A 25,407-nucleotide genomic window follows, 5' to 3' on the forward strand; every position below is an offset into this window, starting at 1 on the left:
AAAGAACCCGACCCATATTGAAAATGGGTCGGGTTTATATATTTTGACTAAGTCTATTTTAAACCCGCCAAACTGTGCTCGATAGTTTCCATTTTTGCCAGAGCATCTGCTTCTTTTTGTCTTTCGTTGGCTAAAACTTTCTCCGGTGCACCAGCCACAAATTTCTCGTTGGCTAGTTTATTTTGTACTGATTTCAAGAAACCTTGCGTATAGACTAACTCCGCCGTCAGTTTAGCAATTTCAGCTTGCACGTCAATATTTCCGGTGATTGGGATGAAATATTCATTCGATTTGACACGGAAAGACAAGGCGCCATCCACTTTATCCAAAACATATTCTAAGGAAGTCAAGTTTCCTAATTTAGTCACCACCGAATCAAAATAAGCCGAAGTATTGTCATTATTGACAATTTTAAATTCAATCGCATCTTTAAACGGAATATTCTTGTCTTTACGGATCGTACGAATTCCGGAAATAACCTCCATTGTGTTTTCAAAATCAGCAATTAAACGGGAATCAAACGGTTTTATTTCTGGCCAAGTCGAAACGATTAATGCTTCATCTGTAGTTCTTTCGGCAAGAATTTGCCAAATTTCCTCTGTCAGGAACGGCATAAACGGATGCAATAATTTTAAATTATTTTCAAGCATTGCTATGGCTTTCGCCAAAGTAACGCTGTCGATTGGCTGTTGGTACGCCGGTTTTATCATTTCCAGAAACCAAGAGCAGAAATCATCCCAAACCAGTTTGTAAATTCCCATTAAAGCTTCGGAAATTCTGTATTTTTCGAAATTATCTTCGATTTCTAGAAGTGTTTGTTGCAACTTGGCTTCATACCACTCGATTGCTACTTTTGAAGATTCCGGTTGTGGAATCGTTTCCGAAACTTCCCAACCTTTGATCAATTTAAAGGCATTCCAAATTTTATTGGTGAATGCTTTTCCTTGGTTGCACAATTCTTCGTCAAACATAATGTCATTTCCGGCAGAAGCGCTCAAAAGCAATCCCACTCGAACTCCATCAGCACCAAATTTCTCAATTAAGTCTAAAGGATCAGGGGAATTACCTAATGATTTAGACATTTTACGTCTTTGTTTATCCCGAACTAAACCCGTTAAATATACATTGGTAAACGGTTTTTTATCGGTATATTCATAACCCGCAATAATCATTCTCGCTACCCAGAAAAACAAAATATCCGGGCCCGTAACTAAATCATTGGTTGGATAATAGTATTTAAAGTCTTCACTTTCTGGATTCATTATACCTCCAAAAACGGACATTGGCCATAGCCAAGACGAGAACCAAGTGTCAAGAGCGTCAACATCTTGCTTTAAATCTTTTGTTTCAAGTTTAGGGTTTAAAGTTTTCTCTCTCGCTAACTTTAGAGCGTCTTCAATATTTTCAGCGACCACGAAATCCTCTTTTCCGTCGCCATAGAAATAGGCCGGAATTTGTTGTCCCCACCACAATTGACGCGAAATATTCCAATCGCGAATGTTGTTTAGCCAATGGGCGTACGTATTGTTAAAACGTGCTGGATGCAATTTAATTTCGCCAGCAACCAATACGGATTGAATTGCCGGTTTTACCAAATCTTCCATTTTCAAGAACCATTGGTCTGATAAACGAGGCTCGATAACTGCTTTGGTTCTTTCCGAAGTACCTACTTTATTTAAGTGTGTTTCTGTTTTTGCTAAAGCACCTATAGTCCCTAGTTCTTTTGCAATTTCTTCACGAACCACAAAACGATCTTGACCCTGATAATGCAAACCAAAACTATTCATCGTTGCATCTTCGTTGAAAATATCAATAATCTCCAAATTATGCTTTTCTCCCAATGCCTTGTCATTCATGTCGTGAGCTGGGGTCACTTTCAAACAACCAGTACCAAATTCGATATCAACATAATCGTCTTCGATAATAGGTATTACTCTTCCGCAAATAGGCACAATCGCTTTTTTGCCTTTCAAATGAGCAAAACGTTCGTCATTTGGATTAATACAAATGGCGCTATCACCAAAAATAGTTTCCGGACGCGTTGTTGCTATTGTCAGAAAATCTTCGGATCCTTCTATTTTATATTGTATGTAATATAACTTTCCTTGTTGTTCTTCATAAATTACTTCTTCATCAGACAAAGTCGTTTTGGCTTCCGGATCCCAGTTCACCATTCGGTATCCTCGATAAATCAAACCTTTGTTGTATAAATCTACAAAAGAACGAATCACTGAGGCTGACATATCAGGATCCATGGTGAATTTTGTTCGATCCCAATCACATGAACAGCCCAATTGTTTGAGTTGTTCCAGAATTACACCGCCATATTTATCCGTCCATTCCCATGCATGCGCCAAAAATTCTTCACGTGTTAAATCATTTTTATGGATTCCTTCAGCTTTTAATTTGGCTACCACCTTAGCTTCTGTAGCTATTGAGGCATGATCCGTTCCCGGAACCCAGCACGCATTGAACCCTTTAAGACGCGCTCTTCTTATTAATACATCTTGAATAGTATTGTTCAACATGTGTCCCATGTGTAAAACTCCAGTCACATTAGGCGGTGGAATTACGATAGTATATGGTGTTCTTTGATCCGGCTCTGAGTGAAAATAATTATTTTTCATCCAGTAGTCATACCACTTATTCTCAATAGTTTTAGCGTCAAATTGTGCAGGAATAATCATTTTATTGTGGGTCATTTAATCGTTAAATTCAATTGTTTGTTGGTTCCGTTAAACCAATAACCAGATCAACAAATACCCTTGTAGACTTTGGTCTGATATTTGTAATTCTGATAGGGCACAAAAGTAAATAATTAAGTAGACTATAAAAAGGGAAATAAAAATTTGTGCGTTAATTAAAACAAAGTATATTTACTTTAATGAATTTAAAAAAATGAAAATGAAAAAAATACTAATTTTATTTGCATTCACATTAATTAGCACCGTAGGATTTGCTCAAAATGGCCCTAAAATTGAATTTGCTGCAAAAGACAATACAATCGATTATGGGAGGGTTACCAAAAATGATAATGGAACCCGTAATTTTATTTTTACGAACACTGGAAATGCGCCATTACTTATTACAAATGTACTTTCTACTTGTGGGTGCACCATTCCAACAAAACCAACCGAGCCAATTATGCCGGGAAAAACAGGAAAAATATCCATAAAATACAATATGGCTCCCGGACCAATTAGAAAAACAATAACTGTTGAATCGAATGCCGTGAATTACGATTCCGGGAGAGTCGCTTTAAAAATAAAAGGGGAAGTAGTTGCAAATTAAATCACGCAATTGTGATTTATTTAAAACAAGGAGATACCCTGTTTTCTCAGACTTTCGCGTTAAGGAGCCAATGGACAAAAACACTATTCCTCTAAATCCAATGTGTCCTATTTGATTTTTACCCGACCTACTTGATGGATTTAAATTCCATGTGTACACATCAATACGCTTCCTGAAACCCTCTGGAGGCGTTTTTTGTTAGAGAAAATCCTGTAACTGAAATCTAAATTTCAGAATCTGACTGTTTCTTTCCACTTCCAATGTTATCCATTTTTCCTCCTCAGATCTAAAGAGAGAATTAACTTTTTGCAACGAATATCTATAAGCAGGAGCGTTATTGATTAAAATAATAATATCGCCTTTTTGTACTCCTGAATTTGCTGCAGGCGAATTATTTCTAACATTTGCAATCTCATAAATAGGCTTTAATTGGAATTTATATTTAAAGTCATTGAGTACTTTAGTTTCGCCTGACTCATTATATTTTGGTAACAAAGGGACGGTTTCCATCCGAACAGTTTCCTGAACCCACTGTAATCCATTGTGCTGGATCTCTACTCCGCTTTTATTGTATGCAAAAGGATCGTTGTAAAGACTATTTTTTTTTACATACATTTCTTTTTTAGGGTAATTAAAAATAACGGTAAATCTTTTCATAATCTCTCCTCCTACTGATCCCATCCGATCAGGAACCATAGTAACATTCCTAATTGAAGTAGAGTCCGGGAAAGCTACTATTGGATTATTAAATACAAACTGATTCATTGCGAATTTTTGAATTCTGGCTCTTTTTCCTTCAACATCACCACTAAATCCTCTGCCCAAAAAATCAGCAAAATTTTTCGGGGGAACTTTAAGAAATTCGGAGCGATCCTGAAACAACCATATTGCATCACTATTTCCTATATCAATCAGCAACTTGACCACCAGTTCCTTATTATTCAACAACACCGTACTTTTTAAATACGGCTTTGATTTCTCGATAGCGATAGGAATAGTTTTGAACTTTCTAACTATTTTTTTTCTATTTTTAGCGGTATCGCTATAGACTATAACTCTCTTTTTAGAGTAATTAATTTCGACCAGATTATTTCTAAAAAACTGAAATCCTATAATTCCGTTTACAGGAATCCCAATATGAGAGGATAAATTAAAATCCTGATTCAAAACAATATAAACCATATGATCCGCATACAACATGCTGCCGAATTGCAATATATTATTGGTCGATTTCAATCCCTCGACCGCCTCTTGACTCCCTAATCCTCTTAATAGTACTTTTTCAGCGTTAAAAAAACGAACTTCTTTTTTTTCTTCCAAACTAAATAATATGGTCTCTTCTACACCGGAATCCAATAAAAAATTCAATTCTACTCCATTCACTTTTATAGGCAGAAGCACTAAATTATTGATCAACTTGAAAGGCACACTAATTTTGTCTCCGTTTTTTTCAAACTGAAATCCTTGCTGCGCCAAAACACTGAATATTGAGAAGATTAAAAAAAATAAATTTAGCGTTCTTTTCATTGTGCTAGCTTTCTATAAAAATACTAAAAATATAAAACAAAACCTTGTTTTATATGATATATCCGGGCATAAATTGTGATAAATTCGAAAAAAAAATCGCAAATTTGCAATTCAATAATTTAAGACTATGCCAACAATATCAAATAAAGGCAAACAAATGCCTGAATCACCAATACGAAAATTGGTTCCCTACTCTGAAATAGCGAAAAATAAAGGCCATAAAGTATACCATTTAAACATTGGCCAACCCGATATCAGAACTCCTGAAGTTGCTATGAATGCGGTTAAAAATATAGATTTAACTATTTTAGAATACAGCCATTCCGCCGGGAATGAAAGCTATAGAAAAAAATTAGCTGCCTATTACACAAATCAAGGAATTCCTGTACATATTGAAGATATTATAATCTCCACCGGAGGATCTGAAGCCTTGATGTTTGCTATAGGCAGCACGATGGATCATGGTGATGAGATCATTATTCCGGAACCATTTTATGCAAATTATAATGGATTTTCAACCGCATCAGGAGTTTCTGTAGTTCCAGTAATCTCGAGTATTGAAACCGGTTTTGCATTACCGGCCGTAGCTGATTTTGAAAAGCTGATTACGCCAAAAACAAAAGCGATCCTGATTTGTAATCCAGGAAATCCAACGGGTTATTTATATTCAAAAGAAGAAATCATGCAACTGGCTGCCTTAGTCAAAAAACATGATTTATTTCTAATTTCTGATGAAGTATATCGTGAATTTACTTATGATGGTGATGTCCATTATTCAGTAATGAATGTTCCCGGGCTTGAAGAACATGCAATCATGATTGATTCTGTTTCAAAAAGATACAGCATGTGCGGTGCCAGAATAGGATGCATTGTTTCTAAAAACAAGGAACTGATGGCTACTGCAATGAAATTTGCACAAGCAAGATTAAGTCCACCAACGATTGAACAGATTGCAAGCGAAGCTGCTCTTGACACTCCACAAAGTTATTTTGACGAAGTAATTTCAGAATATAGAGAACGCAGAGACACTTTGATTGAAGAATTAAATAAAATAGATGGCGTTATTGTAAGCAAACCAAAAGGGGCTTTTTATTGTATTGCGCAACTACCAGTTGCTAATGCCGATGCTTTTGCGCAATGGCTATTAGAAAGTTATGACCTAAATGGAGAAACAGTAATGGTAGCGCCAGCAGCCGGTTTTTACTCTACTACGGGAATGGGATTAAATCAGGTTCGAATTGCTTATGTTTTAAAGAAAGAAGATTTAATTAGCGCAGTACGAATCCTGAAAGCAGCGATTCCTGTTTATAATGCGACACTAACGAAAGTATAATCAAACACATTTTGGTAGACATCCCCTTTAGGGAACCGGAACTATTTTATAAAAGGCAGTAACGAGTTCGTTATTGCCTTTTCTTTTTAGATCCAAAAAAGAGAGTATAACGGGCGGCTGAACCGATAAAGTAGTCTTAAATAGTAGGAGCGATAGAAATTTTTTAATTTTTATTATTTACCTTTACCCCTTAAATATTTACACCAACAATAATAGTTGCTTTTAATGATAAAAAACGAAGAATTTCAAGACGAAATAGGAGAAAACCATATTAGTTTATCCGCAAAAAATCCAGTACGAGATGATGCTTTTGTCATTTCTGATGAGGAAAAAATTGAAAAAATAAAAAAGGACGTGGAGAGCATTCTAATCACACTTGGAATGGACTTGACCGATGATAGTTTAAAAGGCACGCCCAATCGTGTTGCCAAAATGTTTGTAAAGGAAATTTTTGGCGGTTTAAATCCTGCTAAAAAACCAAAAGCATCTACATTTGACAATAATTACAAGTACGGTGAAATGTTAGTTGAAAAAAATATCATCGTATATTCTACCTGTGAACATCATTTATTACCAATTATAGGAAGAGCGCATGTGGCTTATATTTCAAACGGCAGAGTTATTGGTTTGTCTAAAATGAACCGTATCGTAGAATATTATGCTAAAAGACCTCAGGTTCAGGAGCGCTTAACCATGCAAATTGTTCAGGAATTACAAATCGCATTAGGTACAGAAGATGTAGCCTGTGTAATCGATGCCAAGCACCTTTGTGTAAATTCAAGAGGAATCAGTGATATTGAAAGTAGTACCGTAACCTCTGAATTTGGCGGAAAATTTAAAGATAGTGTCACTCGCAGAGAGTTTTTAGATTACATTAAATTAGAAACTAAGTTCTAGTCCTCTCCCCGACCCTCTGCAAAGGAGAGGGAGCCCAGCTTGGTAAGATCAGAACAAGATTACAACAATTATTAATAACGCATTCACGTCTCAACTCCTTTCCCTTTGGGAGGGGTGGGGTGGGGAAAACAATAATCTACAATGCCATTATACAATAGCCAAAATCTAAAAATATACAATTCTCTTTCAGGAGAAAAAGAAGTTTTCAAACCTATTCATGAAGGAAATGTAGGAATGTATGTTTGTGGACCTACAGTTTACAGCAATGTACATCTTGGAAATGTGCGTACCTTTATGTCTTTTGACGTGATTTTTAGGTATTTTTTGCATTTAGAATACAAAGTACGCTACGTTAGAAACATTACGGATGTGGGGCATATTGTGGACGATGTGGATGAAGGTGAGGATAAAATTGCCAAAAAAGCACGTCTGGAACAACTCGAACCAATGGAAGTAGTGCAACGCTATACGGTTGATTTTCATGAAATTCTGAATGCTTTTAACTTTTTGTCACCAAGTATCGAACCTACTGCAACGGGACATATTATTGAGCAAATTGAAATTATCAAAACCATAATTGAAAAAGGAATTGGTTATGAAGCCAATGGCTCTGTTTATTTTGATGTGGTAAAATTTAATGAAACCAATCATTACGGCAGATTAAGTGGCCGAAACATTGAGGATATGCTAGCCAATACCCGCGATCTTGACGGGCAAAGTGACAAGAGAAATCCACAGGATTTTGCGCTTTGGAAAAAAGCGGAAACTCAACATATTATGCGTTGGCCTTCGCCTTGGAGTGATGGATTTCCTGGATGGCATTTAGAATGTACTGCAATGAGCACTAAATACTTAGGCAATCATTTTGACATTCACGGTGGCGGAATGGATTTAAAGTTCCCGCATCATGAGTGTGAAATTGCACAAAACGAAGCCTGTACCGGTCAAACTCCGGTTAATTATTGGCTCCACGCCAATATGTTGACTTTGAACGGAAAAAAAATGGCAAAATCTACGGGAAATAATATTTTGCCAAGAGAAATATTGACTGGAGAAAACACCGTTTTAAGTAAAGCTTTTTCAGCATCAGTAGCACGATTTTTTATGCTCCAGGCGCATTACAGAAGTATTCTTGATTTTTCTGATGATGCCATTGTTGCTGCCGAAAAAGGATACAAACGATTGATGGAAGCGATGAATTCGTTGAAAGAAATCACTGTTCACACAAAAAGCACCGTTGACATTCCGGCTTGGAAGCAAACCTGTTATGATGCAATGAATGACGATTTTAACACGCCAATTTTGATTGCGCAGTTGTTTGAAGGTGTACGTTTTATCAATTTATTAAAGGATGAAAAAGAGACCTTGAATGCGGAAGATTTAAACCATTTTGCAAAAACAATGCATGCATTTGTGTTTGACGTATTAGGATTAGAAGACGAAAAAGTCTCGGACAGCAATAACGATAAGTTAGAAGGAACGGTCAATATGCTTATTGAAATGAGAAAACAAGCTCGCGACAATAAGAATTTTGCACTTTCTGACCAAATAAGGGATCAATTGATTGTACTAGGAATTCAGTTAAAAGATGGTAAAGAAGGAACTTCGTTTAGTATCTAGTCCGCTAAATACCGAAATCGATTACAACTGAAAAATAATTTTGAATAACAACAGAGAAGTTTTAATTTTAAAATCATGTTATCAAAAATCATCATTTACCCATTTTTACTATTGGTTCGTTTCTATCAAGTGGCCATTTCACCCTTTACACCTGCGGCTTGTAGATTTGAACCCACGTGCTCCTCGTATATGATTGAAGCTTTACAAACCCACGGTTTGTTTTATGGCGGGTTTTTAGGTATAAAACGTGTTTTTAGTTGCCATCCTTGGGGAAAAACCGGCTATGATCCGGTTCCCAAAAAATCATGTACGCATAAAGATTCTCTTTTTTAATACGAATTTTACATTTAATCTCTATTTTTACGTCAAACATATAAAATACAATACATGACACACGCTTTAAACATCGTTTGGAATCCATCAGAAGGAATTGATTTAGGCTTTTTTATCATTCGTTATTACAGTTTAATGTTTGTAATTGCTTTTGGATTAGGCTGGTATATTATGAAAAATATCTTTGATCGTGAAGGGGAATCAATAGAAAAATTAGATTCGTTATTTATCTGGACTGTATTAGCGACCTTACTTGGTGCACGTTTGGGTCACGTTTTCTTTTACGATTGGGAGTATTATCGCAATCATTTATTGGAAATTTTTATGCCAATACGAGAAAATCCAAACGAAACGATTTTATACATTATAAAAGGATGGGAATTCACAGGTTTTCAAGGTTTAGCAAGTCATGGTGCTGCCATATCAATAATTATTGCTATGTATTTTTACAGTAAAAATATATTGAAAAAACCCCAGTTATGGATTTTGGACCGGGTGGTTATTCCTGTTGCAAGCGGTGCTATTTTCGTCAGATTGGGTAACTTTTTTAATTCGGAGATTATTGGTCATAAAACGACTTCTGACTTTGGAATAAAATTCTTGAAAGACCATTTTAGTGCTATGGACGCGGTCAATGCGACTCAAATACCCAATCCTCAAGCTGCGTACTCAGCCATTGCGAACGACCCTAAATTTGTCTCTTTACTGGAACAAGTTCCGGTAAGACATCCTACTCAATTGTACGAGGCATTCTGTTATATTTTTGTTTTTGCAGTCTTATTTTTCCTGTATTGGAAAACCGAAAAAAGAAGGTATACCGGATTTATATTTGGTATGTTCCTGGTTCTTTTATTTACAGTCCGTTTTATAGTAGAATCTGTTAAGGAAAGTCAAGGCGGTTTTGAAAGTGCTTTAGGTTTATTTTCAACCGGACAATGGCTTAGTATCCCCTTTATTCTTATAGGACTGTATTTTATTCTTACGTCAGAAAAAGAAATAACAAACTAAATAACAATACGTTACAACAAAAAAAAGCGTTAGCTGCATCTTAGTAGCTAACGCTTTCTTTATAACGAAAAGGAGAACCCAAAGTCAATGTTTTTAGTCGTATATCCCGCATTGGTTTTCTGTAATCCCCCATTAGACACATGACGAATATTTGGTCTTACGTCTAAAGTCACACCCTTAAACCTAAAAGTAAATCCTACCGCTAAAACATCTGAAAAGGCAAAACCTTTGGATAGTCGTTCCGTTTCTGTATCTATAATCATTGGACCTATGCTCCCTAAAACATAAATACTCGCCGATTTAAAGACTGGTTTTCGCACTAAAAAGCCAAGATTAAGAACGTACTCTTTTACATCTTTTAGCTTTGTATAGCGCTCCCGTTTTGCAATATAATCCGGATCATCAGGCTCCACAAAATAAATATTTAGGAGTTGATGGCTTGCAAAATTAATTTCTGGCTGAAGCACTAGTGCGTATTTAAAATTCTTCGTTTGTTTTACAACATAATAAAATTGTACCTTATAAGACTGATTTGTAAAGGTATAATTTCTGTTTTTAAATTCATTTCCCATTCCATACGAAAAACCCAAATCAACTTTACTTGCCTTTTCTTGGGCATAAAATGGAATTGTACAAAGGACTAAAACTAAAATAACTAATACTTTCATCCGCATAACTACTAGTATTTTCGTTTATCTGATTATACAGTTTTCAAAAAAGGAATTAAAATTATGTTTGGAGTTACAAATAAAAAAAGAGATTCAACTTACGCTGAATCTCTTTTTTTGATTGGTATAAAAGCTGTTTCTAGTTTTCTAGATGCGCCTTTTCGACTCTGTCTTTATCTTCTTTTGAGATGGTGTCTACAAGTACTGGTGTTGCAATAAACAATGAAGAGTATGTCCCTACAATGATACCAACTAACATAGCAAATATAAATCCTCTGATAGATTCTCCTCCAAAAATAAACATGATCAACAACACCACAATCATCGTCAAAGAGGTATTGATAGTTCTTGACATCGTTGTATTAATAGATTGATTTACGATTTCAGAGAAAGAACCTTTAGTTTTTCCGGCTAAATATTCACGAACCCTGTCAAATACAATAACTGTATCATTCATAGAATACCCAATAACGGTTAGAATCGCAGCAATAAAATGCTGATCGATTTCCATACCAAAAGGCATAAATTTATAGCACAATGAATAAATTCCTAGCACAAAAATAACATCGTGGGCAACAGCAGCAATCGCTCCTAAACTGTATTGCCATTTTCTATAACTGATCATCAAATATAAAAACACGATTGCCATTGCTCCAAGAACCGCCCAATAAGCATTGGTTTTAATATCTTCAGCAACTGTTGGCCCTACTTTAGACGCTTGTAAAATACCGAGTTTTTTACCATCATAAGCATTAACAAATTTATCATACGTCATATCAGCTGAAAAATGTTGTTTTAAAGTAGTAAACAATAATTTATTTACTTCTTCGTCTGCTTTGATTCCTGGCTCTTCCACTTTGTATTTAGTGGTAATTTTCAATTGATTATCACTACCAAAAACTTTTACTTCGGCACTACCATCAAAAACTTCCGCTAGCTCTGCTTTTACTGTTTCAGTTTCAATTGCTTTTTCAAAACGCACCTGAAAAGTTCGCCCTCCTACAAAGTCGACTCCTTCATCAAGACCATTAATAGCTAATGACGTAAAACTGATGATAACAATAATACTAGAAAATAAATACGTCCATTTTTTAACTCCTAAGAAATTAAAATTAAAATTGACAAACATATTTTTAGAGAAATTAGTAACAAACGTCAAATTGTTCTTTTTACTAATGTTCCAGTCAATAAAGATTCGTGCAATAAAAATTGAAGTAAACAATGAGGTTATAATACCGATTAATAACGTAGTAGCAAACCCCTTAATTGGCCCTGAACCAAAAATGAACAATACGGCTCCGGTCAAAATATGCGTAACATTGGCATCCGTAATCGAGGACATTGCTCCTCTCCAGCTATAGGAAGTTTTAACGGCTTCTTCTAGTGTTTTACCCGCACGCAACTCTTCTTTTGCTCTTTCGTAGATAATGATATTCGCATCAACAGCTGTTCCCATTGTCAATACGATACCTGCAATACCTGGCAATGTAAGAACTGCACCAATACTTGCTAAAATTCCGAATAAGAAAAGTAAGTTAACCGCTAATGCAATATTAGCATACCAACCTGCTCTGCCGTAATAAATCATCATCCAGAGTGACACTAAAAGCAATCCTAACAAAGCAGAATTAGTCCCGTTATCAATTGCTTCCTGACCTAAGGATGGCCCTACCACTTCTGACTGAACAATATCTGCGGCAGCCGGTAATTTACCTGCTCTCAATACATTTGCTAAATCTTTAGTTTCTGTAACATCAAAAGCTCCTGAAATTTCAGATCTACCTCCTGAAATTGGACCTGTTGAAACTCCTGGTGCAGAATACACCACATCATCAAGAACAATAGCAATATTACTTTTTTGAGTGTATGCTCTACCTGTTAATTCTTCCCATGCTTTTGCACCTTGTCCGTTCATTTGCATTGAAACTGCTGGTTTACCTGATTGGTCAAAGGTATCACTTGCATCTGTAACCACACCACCAGCCATTGCCGGTACATTGTCTCGGTTTCCTTTTAAAGCATATAATTCTACTGCTTCAACAGCTTTTGCTTTATCGTCTTTAATAGTCAAAGGTTTTCCCCAAACAAATTTCACATACCGCTGGTCTGCAGCCAATAAAACTCTAATATCCGCTCTTTTTAAATATCCGTTTACAACAGCCGTATCTTTTGGAGAGAAAAGTCCCAAAACTGGACCTCCACCTTGCCCAATGATTTTATCAAATAAAGGATTATTTCCTTTTTTTGCATCAGCTGAATCTTTACCATCCGAAAGCAAAGCGCTCAAAGAATCTTTCACAACGGGTTTAACTTCGGCAATATTGATTTCAGTTTTCTTCAATGACTCGTTAGCTGCCATCAAAAAATTACCAATTTCTTCTATTTTATATGTTTCCCAAAACTCTAGTTGAGCGGTACTTTGTAATAATCTTTTAATTCTGTCTACATCTTTAGCCCCAGGAAGTTCTACAAGAATTCTTCCCGTCTCCCCTAATTTTTGAATGTTAGGTTGGGTAACACCAAATTTGTCTATACGCTCTCTCAATACACCAAAAGCACTTTCTACAGACTCATCTACTTTTCTTTTGATTACTTTTTCGACCTCAGCATCGGTCATTTGAAAATCGACTCCACCTTCACCTTGCAAACTTCTGTTTGCAAAAATATCAGGAGAAGCTAATTTTACGGTCCCTTTTGAATTCGCTTCAAAAGCATTGAAAAATGCATCTAAATAGGTTTGATTTCCTTTTAAATTTGCTGTTGCATCAGCCAAAGATTTATTAAAAACCGGATTTTTTGAGTTATTCGATAAACCTTTCAATATGTCTTTAACAGATATTTGAAGTATTACATTAATACCTCCTTCTAAGTCAAGACCTTTGTTGATTTGCTTATCACTTACTTCATTATAAGTAAAATTAGTAAACCCAAGGCTAAATACTTTTTCTTTACCGATAGAATCTAAATATTTAGCTTCTTTATCAGGGTTTCCACCCGCAAAAGATTTCGCATCATTTTTAATTTTGCTCGCGACAAAAGTGAACGAAAGTTGGTAAATACTTACCAATGCAAATAGAATTGCGAAAAATTTAATAAGTCCTTTATTCTGCATTATTACTAAAAATTAATTATTTTATATTTATTTATTTTTGCTTTAAACCTTATGAAAGAACACTTTACATTCGTTTTTTATATTATAAAAGAATATATCGAGCTACTTCATTTTTTTTAAACCGAGCAAATATATAATTAACGGTAAGATTAACCAATTTATTTATAGATTAATCTCAAGAAAAAGACTGCAAAGATGCAGTCTTCTCTTTTTTATATGTAAATTTTTATACCAAAATCGATTTTAAAGCGTCATTCATTTGTCTGACAGCGTCTGCACTTTTAGCAAATAAGGCTTTTTCAGCATCATTTAGTTTAATGTCAAGAATTTCTTCTACTCCATTTTTACCAATAATACACGGAACACCAATACAGATATCATCCTGACCATATTCTCCTTCAACGAAAACAGAACATGCAATCATTTTCTTTTGATCATTTAAAATACTATCCACCAAGAAAGCAACGGAAGCTCCCGGAGCATACCATGCCGATGTTCCAAGCAGTCCTGTAAGTGTAGCTCCACCAACCATTGTATCGGCAGCTACTTTTTGCAATTCCTCTTCCGATAGAAATTGTGAAACCGGAATTCCGTTATAAGATGCTAATCGTGTCAAAGGAATCATAGTAGTATCTCCGTGTCCCCCAATAACCATTGCTGAAATATCATTGGCCGGTTTGTCTAAAGCCAAAGACAAATACGTTCTAAAACGAGAACTGTCTAACGCTCCACCCATCCCAATAATTCTGTTTTTTGGTAATCCCGTAGATTTCAATGCCAAATATGTCATGGTATCCATAGGATTAGAAACGACCACTATAATAGTATCCGGTGAATGCTTCAATACATTTTCAGCAACCGTTTTCACGATTCCTGCATTAATTCCTATTAATTCTTCCCGAGTCATTCCTGGTTTTCTTGGAATTCCAGATGTAATTACCACTACATCACTTCCTGCTGTTTTAGCATAATCATTGGTAACACCTGATACTTTGGTATTAAAACCAGTATTGGTAGCACATTGCATGATATCTAACGCTTTTCCTTCAGCAAAACCTTCTCTAATATCCAATAGTACTACTTCGCTGGCAATTCCTCTATAAGAAATCACGTCCGCACATGTTGCTCCTACATTTCCTGCTCCTACAATGGTAACTTTCATATTTTAAAGTTTATTCGGTTATTTGTTAATTTGGTTACTTTTTTTGCGTTATTCTATTAGAATAAAAACGGATGATTACGTTACGTTACGCATCAATATTTGCGTAAACTGCATTTTTCTCAATAAATTCTCTTCGTGGTGGTACTTCATCACCCATTAACATTGAGAAAACTCTATCGGCTTCCGCCAAACTGTCAATAGTTACCTGACGCAATGTTCTAAAACTTGGATCCATTGTAGTTTCCCATAATTGCTCTGCGTTCATCTCTCCAAGACCTTTATAACGTTGAATTCCTGCACTTCCGCCCATTCTTTCATTTGCCTGATCACGTTGCAAATCATTCCATGCGTATTCTTTTTTGTTTCCTTTTTTAACTAAATACAAAGGCGGTGCGGCAATATATACGTGCCCTTGTTCGATTAATTCTTTCATAAATCTAAAGAAGAACGTCAAGATTAAAGTAGAAATATGACTACCATCGACATCGGCATCACACATAATGATTACTTTGTGGTAGCGTAATTTTTCGATATTTAATGCTTTGCTGTCTTCGGCAGTTCCTATTGTAACGCCTAGCGCAGTAAATATATTTCGAATCTCTTCGTTTTCAAAAACCTTGTGATGCATTGCTTTTTCTACGTTCAAAATCTTACCACGCAAAGGTAAAATAGCTTGAAACGCACGATCACGACCTTGTTTTGCGGTTCCTCCCGCCGAATCTCCCTCGACAAGGTATACTTCACATTTTGCTGGATCCTGTTCTGAACAATCTGATAATTTTCCTGGCAATCCACCGCCACCCATTACGGTTTTGCGTTGTACCATTTCACGTGCTTTTTTGGCTGCGTGACGTGCTTGTGCTGCAAGAATAACTTTTTGAACAATGATACGGGCATCATTTGGATTTTCTTCCAAATAGTTTTCAATCATCTCACTTACCGCTTGACTTACAGGAGAAACAACTTCTCTGTTCCCAAGTTTCGTTTTCGTTTGTCCTTCAAATTGTGGCTCCTGCACTTTTACCGAAATAATAGCGGTCAATCCTTCCCGGAAATCGTCTCCTGAAATATCAAATTTCAATTTGTCTAACATTCCGGAAGCATCTGCGTATTTCTTTAACGATCTTGTAAGACCGGTTCTGAAACCTTGCAAGTGCGTTCCTCCCTCATGCGTATTGATATTATTCACATACGAGAAAATATTTTCCGTATAGCTGGTATTGTAAATTAACGCCACCTCTACCGGAATTTCTCCTTTTTCATGATCCATAGAAATTACGTGCGCAATAATTGGCTCACGGTTCCCATCTAAGTAACGGATGTATTCTTTTAAACCTTCGTCAGAATGAAATACTTCTGAAACAAAATTTCCGTCTTTATCAAATTCTCTTTTATCCGTAAATGTAATCGTGATTCCTTTATTCAAATAAGATAATTCACGCATACGAGCCGATAAAGTATCATACGAATACTCAATAGTTTGGGTAAATATGCTTGGATCCGGATAAAAAGTAACAATTGTCCCTCTCTTAGTCGTTTCTCCAATTTGCTTAACCGGGTATAATGCTTTCCCTTTTTCGTATTCTTGTTCGTATATTTTACCATCACTACTGTGAACTGTAGCTCTCAAATGGTTTGACAATGCATTTACCACCGAAACCCCTACACCGTGAAGACCACCGGAAACTTTATACGAATCTTTGTCAAATTTTCCTCCGGCACCAATCTTGGTCATTACAACCTCTAATGCTGAAACCCCTTCTTTTTTATGAATTCCTACCGGAATACCACGCCCATTATCTTCAACAGAAACGGATCCATCTTCATTAATATCAACTATTATGGTATCACAATGGCCTCCCATTGCCTCATCAATAGAGTTATCCACAACCTCATACACTAAATGATGCAGACCTCGAACTCCCACATCTCCAATATACATCGAAGGACGCATCCTTACGTGTTCCATTCCTTCTAATGCCTGAATACTATCTGCTGAATAACTGTCCTTCTTGATTTCTTCGCTCATATATATTTTATTCTAAAAAAAATGTACTTTTTGTCTAACACGCAAATATATAAAAACGCAAATTATATAACCGTTAAATTCCCTTTTAAAGCCCTTAAGTTATTAACATTTGTTCATATAATTACAAAAAAACGCTCTCAAAATTGAGAGCGTTCTTCATTTATAAAAAATTTAAATTATTGTTTCAAACTACAACTCCTATTTTGGCAATTTCAGTATCTGCCTGAACGTGTGCCGCATTCGCTCTTCCGCTTGGATCAAGGTTTTCCTGCCATTTTGGAATCCACTTCCTAACCGTTTGTGCCGCACTTACTTGCGGATAATATTTATTAAATACCGACCTGTAAAAATACGCTTCTTTAGTTGTAGGAGAATTATACGGAAATTCAGCTACAGCTCCAGCTAATTGCTCATCCGTAACTTGCGTAGCACAATAATCAATTAATTCATCAATCCAATTGTATCCTACTCCATCCGAAAATTGTTCTTTTTGTCTCCACAAAACCTCTTCAGGCAGATACGGATTGTCTGGCGTATCAAATGCTTTTCTTAAAATGTATTTTTCTTTTCCATCGTACGTTTTAGGCATCTTTTCTTCTGCTTTGATGCGAATTGACACATCCAAAAACGCTTTGTCTAAAAACGGAACTCTGGTTTCTAATCCGTGCGCCATCGTTGATTTGTCCGCTCTTAACAAATCGGCGGTAAACAATTTCTGTACTCTTTCAATAGTTTCCTTTTGGAAATCCTCCGCCGAAGGTGCATTTCTAAAATACAAATATCCCCCAAAAATCTCATCGGCTCCTTCGCCTGAGAGCACCACTTTTACACCTAAATCCGTAATCGCTTTCGACAAGAAATACATTGGTGTACTTGCTCTAACCGAAGTCACGTCATACGTTTCTAAATGCCAGATTAATTTATCTAAGATTTTTATTCCTTCTGCAACAGTAAAATGAATTTCATGATGTTCAGTCCCTAAAAATTCCGCTACTTTTCTGGCAGCCGCAGCATCTGGCGCATCCGCATTTAATCCAATAGAAAATGATTGTAATTTTTTGCCGCTTTCCGCCAATAACCTAGAAGCAATTGCTGATGTTAATGAAGAATCCAATCCTCCTGAAAGCAACACTCCAATGGGTACATCGCTCATTAAACGCTTACGAGTTGCTTCAGTCAACGTTTCCCTGATTAAATCCAAATCTAATTCTTGGTCGGCTTTTAAATAATCTTCATATTCCGGTTTGTAATATTTCACAAAACCTGTTTTTTGAGTATAATAATGTCCCGGAGGAAAAGTAGAAAATGTTTTACACTGATCCGCAATAGGTTTCATTTCGGAGGAAAAATAGATCCTTCCTCTTTCGTCCAAACCATAATACAACGGTTTCACTCCCATTGGATCTCTGCCGGCAATAAAATCATCGCCATCTACTACCACAAAAGCCCAGTCGCCATCCAGCATATTGCAAAAATCGTATCCAAACTCTTCGTACAAATGCACAATAACCTCTGAATCTGATTTGGTTCTAAAAGCATGCCTTTTCAACACACCATCTCTCAATTCCTGATGATTGTATATTTCGCCATTATGAACCATATAGGCCGTTTTTGTGCCTTGTATCGGTTGTTTTCCAGAATGTAAATCAATTATAGACAACCGTTCGTGACTTAAAATATGCCCTTTTTCAGTAACATGTAAATCACTTTCATCCGGACCACGATGCGTCATTCTTTTTGAAAGTGCTCCAAACAATTGTTCCTCTTTTCCTCTTCCGATAATGGCTAATATTCCGCACATAACTCTATATTTTTATTTTTTCCCAATTCTAAGTCGACAAATATGCAATAGCAGTTACAAATACAAAACACAATTATGATATTTAGTTACTATTTAAAACAAAAAGATGCATTTTGTCTTAAAAATGTAATTCAAATACCAATAAATTAAAATATTCTATTACAGCTGTAAATTATCGCTACATTTTAAAATAAACAGCATTAATTTTAAACATATAAGTCATGTAAGTTTAAAAAAGTCAGTTTCTCAAATCGTTATTAAAAGGAAAATAAGTTAAAAAAGTTCTTTGCAAGGCTATGTGACTTTACTTAAATGAACTTTTAGTTTTATTTAATTTTATTCAAATTAAAAACTTATATGACTCCTATGTTTTAACAATGTATTCTACAAAATGCTATTGTTTGCAGAATTAATCGTAAATTATAAAAGGCTGACAATTCAATTACTTCACTTTCTGACCTTTTAAATAGGTATTCGTTGGTTTCATTTTTACTATCATATTCTCTTTCACCATAATTAAATCCGTGTCAAACATCACAAAATCAGCCCATTTTCCTACTTCCAGACTTCCTTTTTCTTTTTCTTCAAAATTAGAATAGGCGGCCCAAATAGTCATTCCTCTTAAAGTTTCAACTCTAGTCAACGCATTTTCCATTTGGAAACCACCTTTTGGATATTCCTTACTGTCTTTTCTGGCTACAGCAGCATGAAAAGTAAGCATCGGATTCACTTCCTCTACTGGGAAATCAGTTCCAAGAGCTACCATTCCAGCTTTTTGAAGTAATTTTTTATAAGCATAGGCATTTTTCAATCTTGCTTTTCCCAATCTGTCTTCAGCCCAATACATATCAGATGTGGCATGCGTAGGTTGAACCGAAGGAATAATTCCAAATTTGAAATAGTCAAAATCCGCTTCACGCAAAACTTGAGCGTGCTCAATTTTCCATCTTCGGTCTTTTGTGCCTGTCAAAACTTCTCTGTAAATTTTCAAAATCACCGTATTTGCTGAATCGCCAATGGCATGTGTATTCAACTGAAAATTTGAAGCTGCAATTTGTCTAGCTACATCGCTTAATCCAGAAATTGGTGCCAACAAAGCGCCATATTCGCCTGGCTTGTCGGAATACGGTTTGTGCATGCACGCGCCACGCGAACCCAAGGCACCATCACCATACATTTTAAAGGAACGCACATTTAGATTATCTGTTTTATAAATTCCTTTTTTTAAGTATAAATCAATGTTTTTTTGATTTGCAGTAATCATTGCATATACATTAAGCTTCATCACTTTTGCCTTTTGCAAACTATCCATCAAGTGAATAATGTCCGGATCCAATCCTGCATCATTTACGGTCGTCAATCCGTAATCAAACATCACTTTTTCGGCATCAAGCAAAGCGGCTATTTGTGTTTTACGGGTTGGTTTTGGAATTATTTTGAACACTAATTCCATTGGATTGTCTACTAAAATTCCTGTTGGCTCCCCGTTTGTAATTTCGATCTGACCACCAACAGCTTTCGTATCCTTTGTGATTCCTGCTAACTTCAAAGCTTTACTATTCACGATAATGGCATGACCGTCGATTCGATTTAAAACTACAGGAATATCAGGAAACGCAACATCTAAATCTGCTTTTGTTGGATATTTTTTGACTTTCCAATCGTTTTGATCCCAACCATTACCCACAATAAAGGTTGGATTTTTATCTTTTTGAAAAGCCTTTAAACGGGAAATTATTTCGTTCATGCTTTTGGTACCGCGCAAATCCGATTCCTGCAAGCTCAATCCATAGCTATAAAAATGGCAATGTGCATCAATCAGGCCTGGATAAATGAATTTACCTTTCGCATCTATCGTATTCTTGGATTCATATTGTTTTGAAATTTCACCATTAGTCCCAATAGCGATAATTTTACCTTCATCGATTGCCATAGCCGAAGCTTTCTCAAAGGAGTTATTGACCGTGTAAATAGTGGCACCGGTAATAATGGTATCAACGGAAATCTTATTTTTTTGATCACACGAAATCAATAAAAATAAAACAAAGAATAAAGTAATATCTCTCATAATAAACATTTTAGTTTTGCTAATATAAAGAACTCCTCCTAATTATTTTAGACAATGTGTAATTATAATGTTTCTTCAAATTCTAAACTACTCTCGAAATATATTTCTCATAAAAAAACGCTCTCAAAAGGGAGAGCGTTTTATCTATTTATAAAATCTTATTTAATTGTATTTATGCTTTTGCATACGCATCATCATGCACACTTGCCACCGCTCTTCCGGACGGATCATTCATGTTTTTGAACGCTTCATCCCATTCCAATGCAATTTTTGTACTACACGCCACACTTGCTTCTTGCGGCACACACAAAGCGGCGGCATCACTTGGAAAATGCTCATGAAAAATCGAACGGTAATAATATTCCTCTTTTGAAGTAGGAGTTTGCAACGGAAATTTATATTTAGCATTTGCTAATTGTTCATCGGTAATTTCAACAGCGACAACTTCTTTTAATGTATCAATCCACCCATAACCTACACCATCACTAAATTGTTCCTTTTGTCTCCAAGCTACACTTGGCGGCAACATCTCTTCAAAAGCTTTACGAACCACCCACTTTTCCATAGGATGTTCTGTATTGATCATTTTATCTTGTGGATTAACGCGCATCGCCACATCCATAAATTCTTTATCTAAAAATGGCACACGTCCTTCAATTCCCCATGCGGCTAAACTTTTGTTCGCTCGTAAACAATCGTACATGTGAAGTTTTCCTAATTTACGTACGTTTTCTTCGTGAAATTCTCTCGCGTTTGGCGCTTTGTGAAAATACAAATATCCTCCAAAAAGTTCATCTGCTCCTTCACCTGATAACACCATTTTGATACCCATAGATTTAATAACTCTTGCCATCAACCACATTGGTGTTGATGCTCTAATCGTAGTCACATCGTAAGTCTCCAAGTTGTAAATTACATCTTTAATTGCATCTAACCCTTCTTGAATAGTGAATTTAATTTCGTGGTGAATGGTTCCAATATGATCCGCTACGATTTGCGCCGCCGCTAAATCTGGAGAACCATCTAATCCTACCGAGAAAGAGTGCAATTGCGGATACCAAGCATCAGCAACATCTCCGGATTCAATACGTTTTTGCGCATATTTTTTGGCCACAGCCGAAGTAATAGAAGAATCTAAACCTCCTGAAAGCAAGACACCATAAGGTACATCGCTCATTAGTTGTCTGTGAACAGCAGCTTCTAAAGCCACTTTGATTTCATCAATGCTGGTTACGTTGTCTTTTACAGCATCATAATCTGTCCATTCTCTTTTATACCATTGTACAAATTCGCCATCTTTGCTCGACATATAATGTCCTGGAGGAAATAATTGGATTTTAGTACAATAGCCTTCTAATGCTTTCAATTCAGAAGCCACATAAAAAGTTCCGTGTTCATCCCAACCTATGTATAATGGAATAATTCCCATGTGATCCCGAGCAACAAAATACTCGTCTTTTTCGACATCATAAATAGCAAATCCAAAAATCCCATTCATTTCATCTATAAAATGAGGCCCTTTTTCTTTGTAAAGTGCTAGAATTACTTCGCAGTCACTTTCGGTTTGAAAGTTATATTTACCCTCAAATTGTTTACGTAATTCTCTGTGGTTGTAAATTTCACCATTTGCTGCTAAAACAAGTTGTTTGTCTTCACTGAACAACGGTTGTTTCCCTGAAGCAGGATCAACAATTGCCAGTCGTTCGTGAGACAAAATGGCTTTTTCATTACTAAAAATTCCACTCCAGTCCGGTCCACGATGACGGATAATTTTAGACATTTCTAATACTTGCGGTCTTAAAACTTCCGCTTTTTGTTTTAAATCAAAGGCACATACTATTCCGCACATAATTTTTTTGTTTAAAGTTTAAGGTTTGCTTCGCCTGTTCGAGTAAAACTCTCGAGTCAAGTTATGAAAGAAACCTGCTTTGTTCATTTTGATAGGGCAAAGATGGAGTTATAGTTCTAATTGAAAAACGCAAATACTCTTTTTAGTTATAATTTATAACTAAAAAATAGAATTTACGTTTAAACCGTAATGGAAAGGCGCTAAAAATAGAATTGAAGTTGCGGATTGTAAAATGGGACGCAAATGAGACGGATGTAAATAACGGATTTTTATTTAATATCCTCAACCAAATACTTCGTACCATTTATCTCAAAAGTAAATCCTTCTTGATTTCCCATCAGTTTATTTCCCAAAGGTGATTGTGGTGATAATGCGATAATATTGATTCCTTCGACATTGATTTTAGGAAGTGCCACACTCAGGTACAAATAGATTCCGTTCGCTTTTACCAAGCTCCCCACAATAATGGTTTCGGCAACTGTGCCAGCATCAATTTTATCCAAAACTGTTTTTTGGTCCAGTACTTCTCTCAATTTACGATTGAGTTTTTCCTGCTCAATGTGCATCATAGACAAAGCGGTTTCATGTTTATCTCCGGCTGAACCTTTAGCATCGTTTTTAGAATCTTCGGTAAGTGCGACAATCATGTCTTTGAAAACATCGATTCGATCCTGAACTAATTGCAGGTAATGGGTATGTATTTTTTGTTTGAAAGTCATAAGTAGATTTACATGCCTGACAGGGTTTTGAACCCTGTCAGGCATTCAAAGTTTTTAAATAAAAAAAGCGAAGATTGTTTTACTTTTCGGCTCCTTCTCCTTCGGGGAGGCCTGGGGTAGGGATTAAAAATCAAATTTATAGTTCACGCCTAAAATCACCTGAAATCCCTGCACTGGATAATTTTGCCATTTTTGGTAGGCATTATTAGTGATATTATTGGCTCTGGCAAAAGCAGTCAATCGGTCGCTATATTTGTAACCAACATTTGCATTGACATCAAAATAAGACCTCAAAGTTACAGGAGCAGCGTTAGTCACCACATTGGTATTAACCTGAAAATCTTTTCGCTCGCCCACATAGAACACATTTGTACCAGCAAACCACTTCTCTGTTATGTTAACATCCAAGCTTGAATTTAATTTTATAGCTGGCAAATTCCACGCTTCTTGTTGAAAATCATTTGTAAAACTGCTAAAGCTTCCGTTGATTCCAAAAGTCACGTTCTTAGAAAAATCAGCTTTTACTTCTCCATAAAAATTCAACGTTCTCATATCGTCATACACCACTTGAAAAGAATTCCCAAAAGCATAGTCCTGATTGGTTGCATTTTCATTGTAATCATTGCTTTTAAACAACGCCTTATTGCGCTCATTAATATATGAACCTCTTATATTATAACTCATATTATTAGTCAATTTCCCTTTTAATCCTGCAAAAATATCATACTGCTGATCCGTAGGTGCAATAGCGAGTGTTGGTGACAAAAAAGGATTTTCATCTACAAAGTCCTGGTACGAGTTTTGTTTTAAATTTCCTTCGGCTCCCGCATAAAAAATCATCAAATCACCAACAACATTATAGGAAGCGTTAAATTTTGGATACACAAAAAATTTATTATTGCTGTTTTGATTGTCCAGACTATAAAAAATAGCGGCACCAATATTCAGTGTCCAATCCTCCTCCTGCATCACAAAACTAGGTGCAATTCCCAGATTTGTAAAACCGTATTTGATTGGTTCTGTATTGGTATTTAAATAATTATTATTGAAACTTCCACCAACATAATCTATGATTAAGTCCGTTTTTACAGCACTATCCATCACATCAAATTCTACAGTTGGCTTGGCGTAAAACCTATTTTCTGAAGAATCAAAAATATCAGAAAAATGATTAAATTTCAGACTCATTTTATTAAAAAAACTTTCGTTAAAGGCTACATTCCCTCCTAACGTCAGCGTACTGTAGGATTGCTGCGGCCTGATTCCACTGATCAAGATTGCTCTGTCCTGAGGCGCCAGCGTAGTACCAAAATCAGCCGGTAATCCATACCAATTGTACGTTTGGTTTTGATATCCTAAATCCAGATTCCATGAAACTTCTTTTCGATTTGATCCATACATCAAATCAATCGAAGTGTCATAAAAACGATCGTCCAGAATCACCTTTTCAATACCCCCTTGGGAGGAGTGATGCCGAAACATGCCACCAATATAATCCGTAGCATTAAGGTCATGATTCACATATAATTCCCCTACAAAGGTTCCGTAATTCCCTACACCAAATGTGGCGTAGTTTTGAAACAAAACGGCTTCTTTTTCTTTCTCTACGCCTGCTGCTTTTCCTTTAGACGGCGTGAAAGTTGATGCTACCGGGAAAGAGAAAATAGTATACTTTACGGTTTCCTTTTTCGTATTATCTTCTTCGTCCAGCAACGGTGTTTCCTTCACTTTGAAAGCATCTAATATGGTTGGTGTGTAGGGCTTGACTACATTTACGGTCTCGGTACCTATTTGCTCTTTCTTTTGTGCAAATGAAACTTGAGAAACGAAAAGAAATAAAATCCCCAACCCAACGCTCCCCAAAGGGAACGGATCCGAAAACGTTACGCTATTATTTATAAACGATATTACTTTGTTTTTAAATGTCATGTTTTATTTTTTTACTGCTAACTTCCTACTGCTACTTTTTTTACTACTGCATTTTTAACCG

The 25,407-nt window shown here is 36.0% G+C and carries 17 protein-coding genes; 6 read left to right on the top strand and 11 right to left on the bottom strand.

Translation table 11 applies throughout. The annotated features are described in order from the left end of the window. Positions 1-53: 53 nt before the first annotated feature. Positions 54-2,687 carry a valine--tRNA ligase gene (locus EKL99_RS03460; protein WP_126576534.1) on the bottom strand — a complete coding sequence of 878 codons (2,634 nt, stop codon included), beginning with the start codon at positions 2,685-2,687 and terminating at the stop codon, positions 54-56. Between the two features lie 217 nt (positions 2,688-2,904). Between EKL99_RS03460 and EKL99_RS03465 the strand changes: the two genes are divergently transcribed. Next, complete coding sequence (locus tag EKL99_RS03465; protein WP_126461017.1) at positions 2,905-3,291, top strand: DUF1573 domain-containing protein; 387 nt, start codon at positions 2,905-2,907, stop codon at positions 3,289-3,291. A 198-nt stretch (positions 3,292-3,489) separates the two neighbouring features. On the opposite strand, the gene EKL99_RS03470 is transcribed toward EKL99_RS03465, so the two are convergent. Continuing rightward, the gene (locus tag EKL99_RS03470) at positions 3,490-4,818 is read right to left on the bottom strand and encodes a PDZ domain-containing protein (protein ID WP_126576408.1); all 1,329 of its coding nucleotides are present in this window, start codon (positions 4,816-4,818) and stop codon (positions 3,490-3,492) included. A gap of 127 nt (positions 4,819-4,945) precedes the next feature. On the opposite strand from EKL99_RS03470, the gene EKL99_RS03475 reads away from it, so the two are divergent. The 5 genes from EKL99_RS03475 (at position 4,946) to lgt (ending at position 10,009) form a co-directional block, all read left to right on the top strand. Beyond that, positions 4,946-6,151 (top strand): pyridoxal phosphate-dependent aminotransferase, encoded by a 1,206-nt coding sequence (locus tag EKL99_RS03475; protein WP_126461023.1) that lies wholly within the window; start codon positions 4,946-4,948, stop codon positions 6,149-6,151. A 225-nt stretch (positions 6,152-6,376) separates the two neighbouring features. After that, positions 6,377-7,048, top strand: a complete 672-nt coding sequence (gene folE / locus EKL99_RS03480) for a GTP cyclohydrolase I FolE (protein WP_126461026.1) — start codon at positions 6,377-6,379, stop codon at positions 7,046-7,048. A 141-nt stretch (positions 7,049-7,189) separates the two neighbouring features. After that, on the top strand, positions 7,190-8,668 hold the full coding sequence (gene cysS / locus EKL99_RS03485; RefSeq protein WP_126461029.1) for a cysteine--tRNA ligase: 1,479 nt from the start codon (positions 7,190-7,192) through the stop codon (positions 8,666-8,668). Positions 8,669-8,743: 75 nt separating this feature from the next. Next, positions 8,744-9,001, top strand: a complete 258-nt coding sequence (gene yidD / locus EKL99_RS03490) for a membrane protein insertion efficiency factor YidD (protein ID WP_126461032.1) — start codon at positions 8,744-8,746, stop codon at positions 8,999-9,001. A 54-nt stretch (positions 9,002-9,055) separates the two neighbouring features. After that, positions 9,056-10,009, top strand: a complete 954-nt coding sequence (lgt, locus tag EKL99_RS03495) for a prolipoprotein diacylglyceryl transferase (RefSeq protein ID WP_126454092.1) — start codon at positions 9,056-9,058, stop codon at positions 10,007-10,009. A 59-nt stretch (positions 10,010-10,068) separates the two neighbouring features. Here the strand turns inward: lgt and EKL99_RS03500 are convergent, their stop codons facing one another. The 9 genes from EKL99_RS03500 to EKL99_RS03540 form a co-directional block, all read right to left on the bottom strand. Continuing rightward, positions 10,069-10,677, bottom strand: a complete 609-nt coding sequence (locus EKL99_RS03500; protein WP_231507369.1) for an acyloxyacyl hydrolase — start codon at positions 10,675-10,677, stop codon at positions 10,069-10,071. 139 nt (positions 10,678-10,816) lie between these two features. Then, positions 10,817-13,789: a protein translocase subunit SecDF gene (gene secDF, locus EKL99_RS03505; protein ID WP_126568265.1), complete on the bottom strand. Its 2,973-nt coding sequence runs from the start codon at positions 13,787-13,789 to the stop codon at positions 10,817-10,819. Between the two features lie 226 nt (positions 13,790-14,015). Beyond that, positions 14,016-14,951 carry a malate dehydrogenase gene (gene mdh, locus EKL99_RS03510; RefSeq protein WP_126461042.1) on the bottom strand — a complete coding sequence of 312 codons (936 nt, stop codon included), beginning with the start codon at positions 14,949-14,951 and terminating at the stop codon, positions 14,016-14,018. Positions 14,952-15,036: 85 nt separating this feature from the next. Continuing rightward, positions 15,037-16,980, bottom strand: coding sequence for a DNA topoisomerase (ATP-hydrolyzing) subunit B (gene gyrB, locus EKL99_RS03515; RefSeq protein WP_126461045.1), 1,944 nt, complete (start codon positions 16,978-16,980; stop codon positions 15,037-15,039). A 184-nt stretch (positions 16,981-17,164) separates the two neighbouring features. Further along, the gene (gene asnB, locus EKL99_RS03520) at positions 17,165-18,781 is read right to left on the bottom strand and encodes an asparagine synthase B (RefSeq protein ID WP_126461048.1); all 1,617 of its coding nucleotides are present in this window, start codon (positions 18,779-18,781) and stop codon (positions 17,165-17,167) included. Between the two features lie 442 nt (positions 18,782-19,223). After that, positions 19,224-20,849 carry an amidohydrolase gene (locus EKL99_RS03525; RefSeq protein WP_126576410.1) on the bottom strand — a complete coding sequence of 542 codons (1,626 nt, stop codon included), beginning with the start codon at positions 20,847-20,849 and terminating at the stop codon, positions 19,224-19,226. Between the two features lie 172 nt (positions 20,850-21,021). Then, a complete protein-coding gene (asnB, locus tag EKL99_RS03530) occupies positions 21,022-22,698 on the bottom strand; it encodes an asparagine synthase B (RefSeq protein WP_126576411.1) in 1,677 nt (558 codons plus the stop codon). A 269-nt stretch (positions 22,699-22,967) separates the two neighbouring features. Further along, entirely contained in the window at positions 22,968-23,417 is a 450-nt protein-coding gene (locus EKL99_RS03535; protein WP_126564263.1) for a hypothetical protein, read from the bottom strand. Between the two features lie 123 nt (positions 23,418-23,540). Next, entirely contained in the window at positions 23,541-25,346 is a 1,806-nt protein-coding gene (locus tag EKL99_RS03540) for a TonB-dependent receptor (protein ID WP_197037204.1), read from the bottom strand. Between the last annotated feature and the right edge of the window lie 61 nt (positions 25,347-25,407).

It is taken from the genome of Flavobacterium sp. ZB4P23 (assembly GCF_003970375.1).
Taxonomy (GTDB): domain Bacteria; phylum Bacteroidota; class Bacteroidia; order Flavobacteriales; family Flavobacteriaceae; genus Flavobacterium.